12 protein-coding genes are annotated in these 14,711 nt (G+C 37.4%); 4 read left to right on the top strand and 8 right to left on the bottom strand.

Translation table 11 applies throughout. The features are described from left to right. Positions 1-139: 139 nt before the first annotated feature. The gene (locus tag PQ479_RS15875) at positions 140-616 is read right to left on the bottom strand and encodes a metal-dependent hydrolase (protein WP_047987472.1); all 477 of its coding nucleotides are present in this window, start codon (positions 614-616) and stop codon (positions 140-142) included. A 631-nt stretch (positions 617-1,247) separates the two neighbouring features. Here PQ479_RS15875 and PQ479_RS15870 point away from each other — a divergent pair. Then, entirely contained in the window at positions 1,248-1,838 is a 591-nt protein-coding gene (locus tag PQ479_RS15870) for a restriction endonuclease (protein ID WP_047987471.1), read from the top strand. Positions 1,839-1,896: 58 nt separating this feature from the next. Here PQ479_RS15870 and PQ479_RS15865 read toward each other — a convergent pair whose 3' ends face one another. Together PQ479_RS15865 and PQ479_RS15860 are read right to left on the bottom strand one after the other, a co-directional pair. Next, a complete protein-coding gene (locus PQ479_RS15865; protein ID WP_047987470.1) occupies positions 1,897-3,576 on the bottom strand; it encodes a putative ABC transporter permease subunit in 1,680 nt (559 codons plus the stop codon). Position 3,577: 1 nt separating this feature from the next. Then, entirely contained in the window at positions 3,578-4,348 is a 771-nt protein-coding gene (locus tag PQ479_RS15860) for an ABC transporter ATP-binding protein (protein ID WP_047987469.1), read from the bottom strand. Positions 4,349-4,857: 509 nt separating this feature from the next. On the opposite strand from PQ479_RS15860, the gene PQ479_RS15855 reads away from it, so the two are divergent. The 3 genes from PQ479_RS15855 to PQ479_RS15845 all read left to right on the top strand — a co-directional run bounded on the left by PQ479_RS15855 (position 4,858) and on the right by PQ479_RS15845 (position 8,006). Continuing rightward, entirely contained in the window at positions 4,858-6,507 is a 1,650-nt protein-coding gene (locus tag PQ479_RS15855) for a PucR family transcriptional regulator (RefSeq protein ID WP_273717086.1), read from the top strand. Between the two features lie 494 nt (positions 6,508-7,001). Next, the gene (locus PQ479_RS15850; protein ID WP_047987468.1) at positions 7,002-7,421 is read left to right on the top strand and encodes an acyl-CoA thioesterase; all 420 of its coding nucleotides are present in this window, start codon (positions 7,002-7,004) and stop codon (positions 7,419-7,421) included. A 78-nt stretch (positions 7,422-7,499) separates the two neighbouring features. Further along, positions 7,500-8,006: a GNAT family N-acetyltransferase gene (locus tag PQ479_RS15845; RefSeq protein ID WP_047987467.1), complete on the top strand. Its 507-nt coding sequence runs from the start codon at positions 7,500-7,502 to the stop codon at positions 8,004-8,006. Positions 8,007-8,061: 55 nt separating this feature from the next. Here the strand turns inward: PQ479_RS15845 and PQ479_RS15840 are convergent, their stop codons facing one another. The 5 genes from PQ479_RS15840 to PQ479_RS15820 form a co-directional block, all read right to left on the bottom strand. After that, positions 8,062-10,140, bottom strand: a complete 2,079-nt coding sequence (locus PQ479_RS15840; RefSeq protein WP_047987466.1) for a (Fe-S)-binding protein — start codon at positions 10,138-10,140, stop codon at positions 8,062-8,064. 42 nt (positions 10,141-10,182) lie between these two features. Continuing rightward, complete coding sequence (locus PQ479_RS15835; RefSeq protein ID WP_047987465.1) at positions 10,183-11,169, bottom strand: electron transfer flavoprotein subunit alpha/FixB family protein; 987 nt, start codon at positions 11,167-11,169, stop codon at positions 10,183-10,185. Between the two features lie 384 nt (positions 11,170-11,553). Further along, a complete protein-coding gene (locus PQ479_RS15830; protein WP_047987464.1) occupies positions 11,554-12,324 on the bottom strand; it encodes an electron transfer flavoprotein subunit beta/FixA family protein in 771 nt (256 codons plus the stop codon). A 404-nt stretch (positions 12,325-12,728) separates the two neighbouring features. Further along, the gene (locus tag PQ479_RS15825; protein ID WP_047987463.1) at positions 12,729-13,370 is read right to left on the bottom strand and encodes a TetR/AcrR family transcriptional regulator; all 642 of its coding nucleotides are present in this window, start codon (positions 13,368-13,370) and stop codon (positions 12,729-12,731) included. 577 nt (positions 13,371-13,947) lie between these two features. Then, positions 13,948-14,676, bottom strand: a complete 729-nt coding sequence (locus tag PQ479_RS15820; RefSeq protein ID WP_273717091.1) for an amino acid ABC transporter ATP-binding protein — start codon at positions 14,674-14,676, stop codon at positions 13,948-13,950. Positions 14,677-14,711: the final 35 nt, after the last annotated feature.

The following is a 14,711-nucleotide window of genomic DNA, read 5'->3' as shown; positions in this document are numbered from 1 at the left end:
GGGTATTGAACTCAAAGAACTTCTACTTTTCAAGTCAAGCACTACTCATTCACAATTGATGTCAAAACCTCCTCAATTAAGTGCACAAATAATTATCATCCACTAAAAAAGAAGACTCAAGATGGAGCCTTCCCATTTGTTAATACACCCAAATAAAGGTGATCGTAAAATAAATAACCACAATCGTAAAACCTGTAACCACAATATTTTCAACAAGACTTCCGGTCCTAATCGTCACGGGGAAACGAAACGTCAATGGGAATGGATAAAATAAACGAACACCATTCCGAGTGAAAGAATCTAATAAAATATGACTCGTCATTCCCGTTAATACACCAACCGTAATCGCCTCAACCGGCATAAATTGATTAAGTATAAATCCAATAATCGCCAAAAATAATAAGCTGTGAGTAAAAGTACGATGACCAAAAAGAGTATTGACGATTCGTGATGTAACCGGGAACCTCCTACCCATTTTGCTACCACCATGACATATATCAGGCAATAAACCACCAACTGCCCCCGAAACCATCATCGCTAACGGATCATAATTCGTAAAATATGCGACAGTAGCTGATGCTGCGATTCCCCCCATAATATGTGTTTTTCCCGTCAAAATATTACCTTCCTTTACTAATACATTCTTCAATCTACCATTTTAACACTATCATGTGAGATGACGATCTTTTTTTACCAATTTCTTTTAAGAGATGGAAAATCAAGCTTTAACATGTTCATTGCCGCACTAGATTATGTACGTTTTACTTTCAATTATACTATGAATATAAAGGAGTTGAAGCAATGAAAAGAGCACGTACCGCCCCCTCTAGAATTACAAATAGGTAAATTACTCACACAACGACATTATTCTATGCAACAAAGTGAGGCAGATTTACTTAAACATGCAGAAAAAGGCTATGTAGGAGAAGGTAACTTTGACATGTGGCTCTTTGAACGAGTTATTACTTAGTTGCTAAAAAAAGTCCCAACCCTCCCTTGGATTATTGTCGCCATCTCGCTTTTACGACAAGATAACCTAGCTCTCACCTTCCTTTTGTTGTCGTCATCCCTCTTTCACGAAAACATAACCTAGCTCTCGCCTTCCTTTTGTTGTCGTCATCTCCTTCCCCCGACAAAACTCTAACTTCCTCACATCCTAACACTGAACCTTTACTGCTCATGTATAAAATCCCTCATTTTTGTCAACCTAATAATATAGAATATGCTGGATAAAAGGAGGGACTAGTATGCCACCAATTAATAAAAACCTTATTCCATTACTATTATTTATACTAAGTTATGTACTCATTCAACTTTTTCATTATGATATGACGGTCTTTATCTATATAGTTAGTTCCCTACTTTTCTTTACACTTGTTTGGCAATGGATTAAATGGAGCAGCCGAGAGAATGAATGGCGACGCCTGACCGCAATACCTTTAATACAACTAACGAACGTTCAACTACACCAGCTATTAAAAGAGGTGTTTCGTAGACAAGGCTATCAAGTTGAGGAAAACCAAGGTATTGCTGCTTTCATATTAATGAAAAGGAAAAAGAAAACCTCGGTTTTTATTCATCATTCAGAAGTGACAAGTCCAACCATCCAACAGTTGATAAATTTTAATCAAAATAAAAACTTGACCAACAGCGTTCTAGTTAGTATAGAGGGATTTTCGCTCTCGACAAAAAAATTAGCGAAAGCGAACCGTATTACTTTAATTAACACGGAAATTTTACAAGCTCTGACTGAACATTTAAATCAATCTCGTTTATTCTTCCGTCCAGCTACAAAAAAACAGCAACACTCAAATTCCTCACAGTCAATCGATTCTTAAGCACTTCACCAAATCGCTAAGCATAGAAAAAACCGCTCAATAAGAACGGTTTTTTCTTTTATTTTTCAAATTGAATGTCTATTCCTTGATTGATCTTTTTAGCAGATACGGATAAACATATTGACGTGATGCCACCAATTATTAATAGATACACGATAAAAGCAATCAAACTACTAGCCGTACCAGCATCTAACATGTTAACAATAAATGTTGGCAGTATTTGACCCTCTGCGTTGGAATCAATGATAGCTTGTGCGTAGGATCCTGGAAAAAACGTAACGGCTGTAGGAATAGCCATGATGAATAAATAAGCAAAAAATAGCATCATCATTAAAATAGAACTCCCTGTATCGACACGATTTTGCGGATTTTTCTCATTATACTTACTGCCAATACAGCCGATAAATAACCCAATACTCACACTACCTAGCATTATTCCTGAAATTGCGATAATGCCTAAAATTGTACTCCATATCGTCCATTGGAGAATAATTGCTGCAATAATTTGAAGACCCGCCATTGATATGATCATGATAAACGCATTCGCTTGAAACTTTCCTAAACTAATTTGCCAGCCTGATAGTGGCAATACTTTTAATAAATCAATTAATCTTTCCTCACGACCAATTGAACCCGCGGTGAAAATCCCTGCAGCAAGCACCGCCAGAAAACTAAAGCTCATTTGCATCGTTGGCCATGATATATGGGGAGCATCCCTTAGCTCAGCAAATCCCCCTTCAAGTCCACTAAAATTTGCGAATGGTAAAATGAGAATAAAGACCATTGGCAGCACTGTCGTCCATTCACGAATATCACGCTTAATCATCAGCCATTCTTTTCGACTGACCATCCGAATGACACCTTTCAGCTCGGCTTGCCCTTTCTTTCTTTGCTTCTTTTTCTTACTTCGTGACTCACTTATATTTACCCAACCTTTTAATAAGGCCTTTTCTACGATTATTGACGTGATAACAACTAATGCAACGGTTATGAGCATTAAGCCTAATCCAAAGAGAAACGTGCTGCCACTCCATTGACCTTGCATGGCATCATCAATGAAAACGGCTCCCCAATGAGTAGGCAACCACTCGGGTATAGTGGGCAAGCTGGAAAAATTAATTTCTTCATCTTTCATCACAACATTCATATTAAAAAGCTGGAACCCTAAATAAAAGATAATTCCTGACATAGCTGATACAGCTGTTAAAAGCTCTCTAGCTTTGTTCGGTGGGATTATTTTTATTAAAATTAAATTAATTAAATAGGCAAGGCATATTGCAATAAACGTAATAAAGATAAGTACGACAGTTCCAATGACATAATACATAACTGGAGCACCTGCACCAGCTCCGAAAATAAACATACAAATAATCGCAACAACTAAAAGTAAGAGAGGCACACCTAATAAATTATAAACAAATTTTGCCCAGAAAATTTGTCTTATCTTTAAAGGTAGTGTAAATAGCAACTCTAAATCACTTTCACTAAATAAACGATTAAATACAAGTGGAATCGTAAAAACTAATAAAGCTAGGGCAAAAAGAAACAAACTATAATTAACAACAATGATTTGGTGTTCCTCGGGAAGAATGGCACCTAATGTTGATAAAAATGCACCAAAAAAGAAAAGGAAAAATAGCACAACAAAGCCAAGGGCAACATATCCAATAATTGTCGATGGCTTTGCTGATAAACTTCTGTAATCATTTTTGGCAAATATCTTTATAAGGCGTTGCATACTATTGCTCCTCCTTCATACTAGAAGCTAGAAGCTGTGCTTCCTCATCGCCAGTTAGATCTAAGAAAATGTCCTCTAGCGTAGAATCTCCACCACTTTCTCTTTTTAATTCCTCCATTGTGGCCACGGTTATCAATTCTCCATCTTTAATAATCCCAACACGATCACACATCTGTTCTGCGATTTCTAATATATGTGTCGACATAAAAATCGTCATACCTTCATCACATAACTGCCTTAATAAATTCTTCATTGTTCGGGCACTTTTTGGATCAAGTCCAACAGTCGGTTCATCTAAAAATAGAATATCTGGCATATGGATAAGTGCTGCACAGAGCGAGAGTTTTTGTTTCATTCCGTGCGAGTATTCACCTGCGTATTCATCAAGTCTGCCTGTTAATGAAAATAGCTCCGTATATTTTTTCATTCTCGTTTCAAATACTTCTTGTTCCACACCATAAACACTTGCAATAAATTCTAGATATTCTCGTCCTGTTAGTTTTGCATAAACTAAAGGCTGGTCAGGTACATAGGCTATTTGCTTTTTGGCTTTTAATGGTTCTTTTAATACATCAATGCCGACAAGTTCGATGGCTCCATCTGTTGGTTCTAATAAACCAGTCATCATCTTAATCGTCGTCGTTTTCCCTGATCCGTTTGGACCGAGGAAGCAAAATAATTCGCCTTTTTTTACGGATAAGCTTACATCCTTTACAGCATGCTTTGCTCGAAATCGTTTATCTACGTTGGTTAATCGGATTGTTTCTGTCATTTTATTCCTTCTTTCTTTTGTATGTCTAAATCTCATGTGCGGAGGATTAATCACCGCTACCGAAAATCATGCTCCACTGGGTATGTTCTAGCACTTAAGGACAGATTTCACTCTTACAACAAATAACTAAAATGAATGTGAAGGATGAGCCACCAGTAAAAGAACAAACCATACTTTCATCCTTTTGGTGGGGAAGTGAATCGACTTTACTATAACTAGTTTGTTTTTTAATTTTAATTGTTAATGGTTACCTTTATTTTCCTCTACTATTCTTAAACTAAACGTGAATTGGGCATATTGTCAATGGAAAACCAATGAAATAGTGAGTATTTTGCCTGCCATTTTATCTATGATGAGTTGAATGAAAAACGCTTGATTAGGAATGGCTTGTCTATTTTATACATTTGACGAAACTTTTTTGTTAGATTACTTGGCAAAACGCTATTAGAATTCCTATTAATTATGTACATTTAAAGAAACGAATGGACCTAAAAATGAGGTGATGCTAGATGATTACTCTTGCACATATATTAGAGCTTCATACATTTCAACAAGTCAAGGTTCTTGCTGGGAAAAATGGCCTTCATCAATCTATTCAATTCGTTCATCTAACCGATATACAGGAAACCCCTCCATTTATAAATAAAGAGCAACTGTTATTAACAACCCTATATTCCTCGCATTCCAAAGAGAACTTGTTTCAACTTGTCAAACATCTGGTAGAAAAAAATAGTGCAGGCATTGGTTTTAAAGTATCCAAAAACATGCAGCAAATTCCAACTGAGATTATTCAATTTGCTAACCAGTCAAATTTCCCAATCCTTGAATTACCTTTACATTACTCTATAGAAGAAATGTTGAGTGAGGCTTTAGGATTTATTTTAAAAGAACAGACTACAGAGCTTCAATCAGCCTACTTTATTCATCAAGAATTTACTCAATTAATCTCTTCAGGTGGCGGCTTCCATATTCTCATTGACCGATTAACCCAATTAACCGCTCTCCCGATTGTATTATTAAATGAAAGATTGAATATTATTAGTGCCTCTCCATTAGCTAATGAACATTTATTTTTTGATGTTTATCAATACCTTTATGAACTTATTTATGAAGTTGAATATGAGCAACCCCAATACCTAGAATTACCTTATGATGAAAATAAGCATGTATATGGGCATTTTTACATTTTTCCTATCCTGGCCTCCAAGAAACCACTTGGTTACCTTGTTCTACTTGGAGCACCAGACCCTTTACCTGCGGCGACATTTCTAACCATTGAACATTCTGCTAATGTGCTTTCTTTTGAATTAATGAAACGACAAGCCATTGAAAAACAAGTGCAACAAGAAAAAGATGAATTTTTCACTGACTTAATAAACGGAACGTTACAAACACACGAAGAAATTCAACACCGTGGAAGCCCTTATAATATAGTTTCCTTTCAAAATTTTATATGTATTGTATATCAAATTGATTTTGAGAATAGTGCTCACCCCTTAAACCTCAATAGAAAAGAAGTGATTTTACGTGAACGTTCCATCGAATTAATAGAGAAACGTATCAATGAACACTATCATGATGTTAGTTCCTTTAAAAAAGAAGAGCTTTTCATTACATTCATTGACTTTGACAAAAATGAACCGTCATTTGAAAAGAATCTCATGGAAATTTTGCAGGTTCTCCATACAGATATCTTTCAACTATTTGATACTTTGCTTTCTGTAGGAATTAGTACTATACACGAAGATTTATTAGAAGTTCCTATTGCTTTTCAAGAATCGATCGATGCTCTTGAATCTGATTTCCACGAGAATTCAAAGACCATGATCAGAAAATATCATACACAGGAGTTGAGCGAAATTATTAAGGCAATTCCTTTAAAAAAACTAAAGACCTTTTATTTATCATCCTTGCGTGAGTTGGCAAAACCTAATGATAAGGAGAAGGAAGATTTGATGATAACATTGATGACTTATTTAAACCATCATTGTCAAATTTCTGAGACGGCGAAAAGTTTGTTTGTTCATCGAAATACGGTTATTTATCGTATTAAGAAGTGTGAGGAATTACTTGGTAACAGCTTAAAGAACCCTGATGAAACGTTAAAGCTACGTTTGGCTTTATTTGCACGGCCTTTAATTGAGAGGTATATAAAGTAGGGTATTATATGAAAGTTACTTATGGGCGATAGGTTGTGCCGTGAAGTAAGCTCTTCATCCATCTCTCGATAAATGACCTTAGTAGGACAGTGCTAGCTGTTTGTTCAGTCCGACTCCTGATGGTGATCGAGTTGTAAACGGGCCATATGTATAAAAAGTCGCCACTACGTCCCACGGTAGTCTCCGCATATTTGCGTCCGCTTGGTGACTGCTCATTCTTATGGACAAATTGCATTCATTAAAAAGAAATAACAACAATAATAAAGTGAATGAAGAGCCACCAAGCTAAAGGCAATATCCAACCTTCGTGTTTGTTGGTGGCTCAGTGAGTTGGACTTTGCCATTCGTAATAAACTTTCCTTTTCTCCATACGGTATCAACTATTCCAATTTCTCTGCTTATGATACACTCACCTCTATGCTTCCTACTATCAATCTGTTAAACTACTTATAGACAGAATAGTCTGACTCAAAATGGTATAGGAGTTGTTATGTATGAATAAAGTTGAAATCCCAGTTAGGTTTAATGATTGTGATATGTTAGGTCATGTGAATAACGCGATGTATTTAACTTATTTTGAAACCGGACGTTTAGGCCTTTTTAAAATTTTTAATCCAACCCTCGATATAAGCAAGTGGAACCTCATAGTCGCTTCTGTTAAATGTGACTATATTCATGAAATTAATTACGGGCAAACCATTACCGTTTATTCTTGGATTAGCCGCTTAGGTCGTTCAAGTTTTGATATTGAACATGCTATTTTGGATGAGAACGGTAGATGGGCGGCACGTGGTAAAGTCGTGATGGTTCACTATAATTTCAAGGAAAAGAAAGCAATGCCTTTAACTGACTCCATCAAAAGCCAGCTACTAGAACTGCAACAAAAGCCCGAGGGTGTTCCTTCCCTGCAATAGTGCTCTGCAAAAATTTATAAAACACAATAGCTTTATATCTGCTAAAATAATAAGAAAACTTTCTCAAGGAGCAAGAACATGCAGCTACCCTTTCAATTTATTCATGCATCAATAGAAGACCTACCAGAAATTGTCCGAATATACAATACAACCATTGCAAATAGGATGGTTACGGCTGACATAGAGCCAGTCAGTGTTGAGAGTAAGGTCGGTTGGTTCCAAGAACATAATCAAGAAACGAGACCATTATGGGTCATAAAACAAGAAGAGCAAGTTTGTGGTTGGATTAGTTTTCAATCCTTTTACGGAAGACCCGCATATCAAAAAACGGCTGAGGTTAGTATATATCTTGATCCTATTTATCGTGGTCAAGGTTTAGGAAAGGCCGCTTTACACTATGCAATCCATACAGCACCACAACTAGGGATTGTTACAATATTAGGTTTTATCTTTGGTCACAATCAACCAAGCTTGGCTCTTTTTAAAAGTTTTGGTTTCTCTGAGTGGGGAACGTTCCCGGGGATTGCGGAACTTGATGGTATTGAGAGAGACTTAATCATATTAGGCAAACGAATTAAATCATAAAGGAAAAAATCAAGCTCCCATTCTGGATTAGAATGAGAGCTCATTTTATGTTGCACTACCCAACTAGCGATCGTTCAACAATCTCAACAATATCAAGTGTTTTCACGTTCTCTTCCTCAACTGCTTTCACACCATCACTTAGCATCGTTAAGCAATAAGGACAGCCACTACTTATTACACTTGGAGCCACAGCTAAGGCTTGCTCCGTCCTCTCGACGTTCACACGTTTTCCAACGTTTTCTTCCATCCACATCAATCCTCCACCAGCACCACAGCACATTCCATTTTCTCGATTACGTTTCATCTCAACAACTTTAACGCCTGGAATCGCTTTAAGAATTTCACGTGGTGGTTCGTAGATTTCATTGTACCTGCCTAAATAACAGGAGTCATGGTAAACAACCGTTTCATTTACTTCATGTTTAGGTACAATCTTTCCTTCTTGGATCAACTTGTGAATGAGTTCTGTATGATGATACACCTCGACACCCTCTAGACCAAACTCCGGATATTCATTTTTAAACGTGTTGTAAGCGTGCGGGTCAATTGTCACAATCTTTTTGACGTCATTTTTTTGAAAAGTTTCAATATTGGCAACCGCTAATTCTTGATATAAAAATTCGTTTCCTATTCGTCTCGGTGTATCGCCCGAATTCTTCTCTTTATTACCAAGTATCGCGAATTTCACTCCTGCCTCATTTAAAACCTTTACAAATGAATGGGCTATCTTTTTACTACGATTATCATAAGAGCCCATAGAACCTACAAAGAATAAATACTCAAATTCCTCATCTTTTTTCTTCATTTGTTTAACGGTTGGAATGTATAAATCATCTCGATCATCGACCCACTTCTCACGGTCTTTTCTACTAATTCCCCAAGGGTTACCTTGTCGTTCGATATTAGTCATGGCTCTTTGAGCATCTGGATCGACTTTCCCTTCCGTTAAAACTAAATATCGTCTCATATCAATAATTTTATCAACATGTTCGTTCATCACGGGACATTGGTCCTCACAGTTACGACAGGTTGTACAGGCCCAAATCTCTTCCTCTGTAATGACATCACCTATTAAGTTCACTCCATAAGCTGCCGCTACTTCATCAGCACCACCAGAAGCCATAGCTAACTGATTTGCTTTAGATTGGTTGAATAAAAACGAAGGTAGCCAAGGTGACTTTTGAGTGACAGCTGCTCCTTTTTCGGTCAAGTGATCACGCATATGTGTAATCAAATGCATCGGTGAAAGGATTTTCCCTGTACCTGTTGCCGGGCATACATTCGTACACCGACCACATTCTACACAGGCATAAAGATCAAGGAGCTGTTTTTGATTAAAATCTTCAATTTTATTCTTACCAAACACCTCTTGGTCCTCATCTTCAAAATTAATGGGGGCTAGGCGCCCGACTTTATGTGTTCTTCCCAAGAAAACATTAATTGGGCCAGCAATTAAGTGTGCATGTTTAGATTGCGGGACATACACCAAAAACGTTAATAAAAATAATAGATGTGCCCACCAAAAAACATAAAATAGTACGACCGCTGCACCACCTGGTAACCAAGCAAAAACGGCTGCGATACTAGAAGCCACAGGCTCAAACCCCGTAAATGATTTACCTAACCAAACCATTTCCATACCTTTACCTATTAACTTCGAGGTCATTAGCCCACCAATAAAAATAAGCACCATTCCTGCTTTCCAGCCTCGCTTTAAGCGTGGAAGCTTCTCCACATATCGCCGATGAAAAGCCCAGACAACTGCAATTAAGATGACAACTACAACAAATTCCTGAAAAAGAGCAAATGCTGGGTAGAGTGGCCCCAGGGGAAGATGTGCCCCTGGATTCAGCCCTTTATAAATAAAATCTATTGCTCCAACTTGCACAAAGAGGAATCCATAAAACAACATGGTATGAATGATCCCACTCTTTTTATCCTTCATCAACTTTTTCTGACCGAAAACATTCACCCATACTTGATGGAGGCGTTCTTTCATCGAATGATCAAACTCTGCTTTTTTTCCGAGTTGAATAAAGTCATAACGAGTTTTAACAAGCGATGCAAATAAATAAACGGCATATCCAGTTATGAGGACAAAGAAAACCGTATTGATGATTAAAAAGGTCGACATTCCTTACCACTTCCCCTTAGTCAAATAGTCAAATTAGTGTCATTACACTTTTTCTGATACGTTGAGTACTTTCTTTAATTCGTCCGTTAATAACGGAACAATATCAAATAAATCTCCTACGATGCCGTAATCAGCAATATCAAAGATAGGTGCTTCTGAATCTTTATTAATCGCGACAATTATTTTTGAATTGGACATTCCAGCCACGTGCTGAATCGCTCCAGAGATACCGCAAGCAATATATAAATCAGGGGTAACAACTTTTCCTGTTTGACCAATCTGTAAGGAGTAATCACAATACTCGGCATCGCAAGCCCCACGAGATGCACCAACTGCTCCATTTAATACTTGTGCTAATTCCTTTAACGGTTCAAATCCTTCGCTATTCTTAACACCACGGCCACCTGCAACAATGACCTTTGCCTCTGATAAATCAACACCCTCTGTTGTTTTACGAACAATGTCTTTAATCGTTGTTCGTAAGTCTTTAATATCGACATTAACAGGGGTTACCTCACCAGACTTTGAAGTGTCTATTTGTAAAGCGGCGATGTTATTAGGACGAATCGTCGCCATCACAATACCATCATTAATTTTCTTCTTTTCAAAAGCTTTCCCAGAATAAATTGGTCTTGTAAAAACAATCTCACCATCAACTTCTTCAACTGCTGTCACATCAGAAACAAGGCCCGCTTCAAGCTTCATCGCTATTCTTGGACTAATATCCTTCCCGATCGATGTATGACCTAAAATAATAGCTTCTGGCTGCTCCTTGTCAATAACCTGTAAAACAGCCTGCTGATATGCATCCGTTGTAAAATTCTTTAAGTTAGCCTCATTAACTGTCACAACACGGTCTGCCCCATAATGGAAAAGTGAATCTGTTAAACTATCAATTGATTCTCCTAGTAATACTCCTACTACTTCTCCACCATCTGCTATTTTCTGGCCTACTGCTAAAGCTTCAAAAGAAACTTGACGTAATTCTTGATCTTTAACCTCTGTCACTACTAATACTTTTTTAGTCAATGGAAACCCTCCTATAGTAAATAATACTTTTATATGAAAGTTGATACGGATACTCATGTGCGGAGCTTTGCTGGCCGCTACCGAAAATCATGCTTCGCGCCCTGCAGGGTGGCGCTGAACTAACTGGCTTAGCCAGTGGATTTCAGCCCGCCACTACGTCCCGCGGGAGTCTCCGCATGTTTTCGTCCGCTGGGATACTGCTCATTCTCAAGTAAAAATCAATCTAACACCATTCTTTTAAAATGAATAAATACAAAGGCAAAGTGAACGAAAAGCTCCCAGTTAAAAGCTAAACCCTACTTTCATTTTTGTTGGTGGCGGAGCTGGTTTTGGCTCCACCACGTGGGTTTTATAATGAAAGTTACTTTAAGGCTTGTGCTTGCTTTAGATTACTTTGGCTTCTGATTTTAAGAGAGCTACAAGTTCTTTAACTTGCTCTTCAGGTTCTCCCTCGAGTTGTTTTCCTGCTTGTTTATCAGCAGGTAAGAAGATTTCAAGTGTTTCTGTTTTGGCTTCTACGTCCTCTTCCTCTAAATCGATATCATCTAAATCTAAAACTTCTAAAGGTTTTTTCTTTGCTTTCATAATTCCAGGTAAGGATGGATAGCGTGGATCATTCAAGCCTTGTTGAGCTGTGACAAGTACAGGGAGTGAAACTTCAACTGTTTCCTTATCACCTTCAACATCACGGACAATCGTCGCAACACCATTTGTTATTTTTATATCGGTAATCGTTGTCACTTGAGGAATACCTAATGCTTCAGCTACTCGCGGCCCTACTTGACCCGAGCCACCATCAACAGCTACATTACCTCCTAAAATGATGTCATATTCTTGTTCCTCTAAATATTTTGATAACATTGCTGCTGTTGTGAAAGAGTCATATTCTTCGACGTCTTCACTATTTAAAAGTACGGCTTTATCCGCTCCCATTGCTAGGGCTGTACGCAATTGTTTTTCCGCCTCTTCTTCTCCTACTGTCACTACTGTGACTTCACCACCATGTTCATCACGTAAGACAATCGCTTCTTCAATGGCATAATCATCATAAGGATTAATAATAAACTCTGCACTTTCTTCATCAATCTTTCCATTTTGAATCACAATCTTCTCTTCTGTATCAAAAGTTCTTTTCATAATGACAAAAATATTCATCGTATTTCCTCCTTAGAATGATTCATAATAGTTAAAAAAAGTAAAAGTAAGCGTTTACTTTTTTTCTTGTTCATAGCTACAACCAACTTCATTGCCTTTGGATGAATTTGTCGAGAAGCATTCGTACAATTTTATATATTCGACAAAAATCTACATTTTTCAACAGACCAGTCTGTCTTGTTGTAGTATAAAAAATGTCCTTAACAAAAATTTGCTACGGATCCTGTTGAAAATATTACTTTCTTACATCGTAAATTATTCCCATACATTAGTCAATAATTTTGAATGAATTATTAGAAAATTAGATACTTTTATTCTTTTTATTCATCGTGCACCTACGTATCTCCCCACCTTAATTAAGTAAGGATAGAGGAGAAACATAATAATCTTCAACAAAGAATCACTTATTTTTTTGGTGCAGCTGTTTCCTTCAAGAAAAACTCTGAGAACTGATAGTTCTTTTTTGCTTCTTCTGTAAGTAATGAATTTAAAGTAAAATCTGCATAAATCGTGACAATTTCCTCATTTGTGAACGGCCCTTCCGGCTTGTACCATTTGTACGTCCAATTCACCATCCCAAATATAGTCATCCCAATTATCGGTACAGGTAAATTAGGTAAAAATTCTCCTTTTTCCATACCATCTTGAATAACTGAATTAATTAAGTCCCTTACTTTATCACGCTTAATACTAATTGCATTAAAGTAGGCTTCTGGTAAATACGTGTGGTCCTGATAAAATACAGTTTGGTGTGGTTTGTATTTTGTGAAATTCTCCGAAGATGTTTTGAGTATTTCTGCGAGCTGTTCTGTAGGTGTTGCGTTTTCTTCTACTGCATTTTGAATTGTATTTAGGGCATAGCTAATAAATGTATCGTGAATGATGTAAAGCAATTCATCCTTCGATTTAAAGTTATGGTAAAAGCCACCTTTTGAAGTGCCACTTTCTTCTATGATTTTATTAATACCCACTCCATGATAACCATGTTTTTCAAAAAGTGCTAATGCGGTATCAATAATTCTTTCTCGTGCTGACTTCTCGGCCATCTTGAAACCTCCTTTATTATTTTATAATGAAAAGACATTTTCATTTACCTACTATTATTCTTTTTTTCTGATAAATAGTAAAGGCGAAAAGCAAAAGTTCTATGAGATTTTTTTCTCACAGAACTTTTATTTGGTAGATTTTAGCTTATTTTTATATGAAAGTTACTGCTGATACTCATATGCGGAGCTTTGCTTGCCGCTACCGAAAATCATGCTCCGCATCCTGCTGGGTGGCGCTGAACTAACTAGCTTCGCTAGTGGATTTCAGTCCGCCACTACGTCCCGCAGGAGTCTCCACATGTCTTCGTCCGCTGGGTTACTGCTATTTCTCAAGTTCACAAAACCATCAAACACCATTCATTTAAAATGAAAATGAAAAAAACTAATGGAATGAAGTGCCAAAAACCACTTTATCCTTATCGGTTGGAGGAGCGTTTTGGCTCCGCCATGCGGGTTTTATATGAAAATTACATGGATGGTGCTCATCTCTCAAGTTAACTCGACGATTCGGTCCACAAACACTTGGATTTTAGATACTAATCCTGATGGAATACAGCGTCATATTGCCCTTTTAAAGTTAGATAATCTTCGAAAGGAAGAGTTTTGTTCGTTCATGTTTCGGGTTGTCGAAGAGTTCGGTTGGTGTTCCCATTTCGACGATTTCCCCTTCATCAAATAATATAATTCGGTCAGCTACTTCTCGGGCGAAGCCCATTTCGTGTGTAACAACTAACATCGTCATTCCTGTATTACATAGTTCTTTCATTACATCTAATACTTCTTTTACCATCTCGGGGTCAAGAGCTGATGTAGGTTCATCAAATAACATAATTTTGGGCTGCATAGCTAGGGCACGGGCAATGGCTACACGTTGCTGCTGTCCCCCTGATAGCTGACCTGGATATTTAGTTGCCTGCTCTGGGATACCAACGCGTTCAAGCAAACCTAAGGCTATTTCCTCCGCTTTTTTCTTCGGCCATTTACGTACCCAGATCGGTGATAAGGTGATATTCTTTAAAATCGTTAAATGAGGAAACAAATTAAACGATTGGAACACCATACCTGTCTCCTGACGAATGGCATCTCGCTTAGCGACATCATTGGTTAATGGAATGCCATCAACAACGATCGATCCTTTTTGAATTTCCTCTAACGCATTAATCGTCCGTATAAATGTTGATTTACCAGAGCCTGATGGCCCAAGTATACAAACAATTTCCCCACGTTTAATCGAAACATCGACATCTTTTAAAACATGAAGATTATTACTTTTATACCACTTATTAACCCCTTCACAAACGATAATGTCTTCACGTTCCTGGAGGGGAATCGAAGGATCAA

It is taken from the genome of Alkalihalobacillus pseudalcaliphilus (assembly GCF_028610675.1).
GTDB classification, from domain to species: domain Bacteria; phylum Bacillota; class Bacilli; order Bacillales; family Bacillaceae_D; genus Alkalihalobacillus; species Alkalihalobacillus pseudalcaliphilus.
This window is presented reverse-complemented; position numbering and strand designations above follow the sequence as displayed.

Coding starts and splice junctions, on each gene's coding strand:
- PQ479_RS15865 (WP_047987470.1), bottom strand. CDS start 3,576: ATGCAACGCCTTATAAAGATATTTGCCAAAAATGATTACAGAAGTTTA.
- PQ479_RS15830 (WP_047987464.1), bottom strand. CDS start 12,324: ATGAATATTTTTGTCATTATGAAAAGAACTTTTGATACAGAAGAGAAG.
- PQ479_RS15870 (WP_047987471.1), top strand. CDS start 1,248: ATGCCACCAATTAATAAAAACCTTATTCCATTACTATTATTTATACTA.
- PQ479_RS15845 (WP_047987467.1), top strand. CDS start 7,500: ATGCAGCTACCCTTTCAATTTATTCATGCATCAATAGAAGACCTACCA.
- PQ479_RS15855 (WP_273717086.1), top strand. CDS start 4,858: ATGATTACTCTTGCACATATATTAGAGCTTCATACATTTCAACAAGTC.
- PQ479_RS15825 (WP_047987463.1), bottom strand. CDS start 13,370: ATGGCCGAGAAGTCAGCACGAGAAAGAATTATTGATACCGCATTAGCA.
- PQ479_RS15840 (WP_047987466.1), bottom strand. CDS start 10,140: ATGTCGACCTTTTTAATCATCAATACGGTTTTCTTTGTCCTCATAACT.
- PQ479_RS15850 (WP_047987468.1), top strand. CDS start 7,002: ATGAATAAAGTTGAAATCCCAGTTAGGTTTAATGATTGTGATATGTTA.
- PQ479_RS15860 (WP_047987469.1), bottom strand. CDS start 4,348: ATGACAGAAACAATCCGATTAACCAACGTAGATAAACGATTTCGAGCA.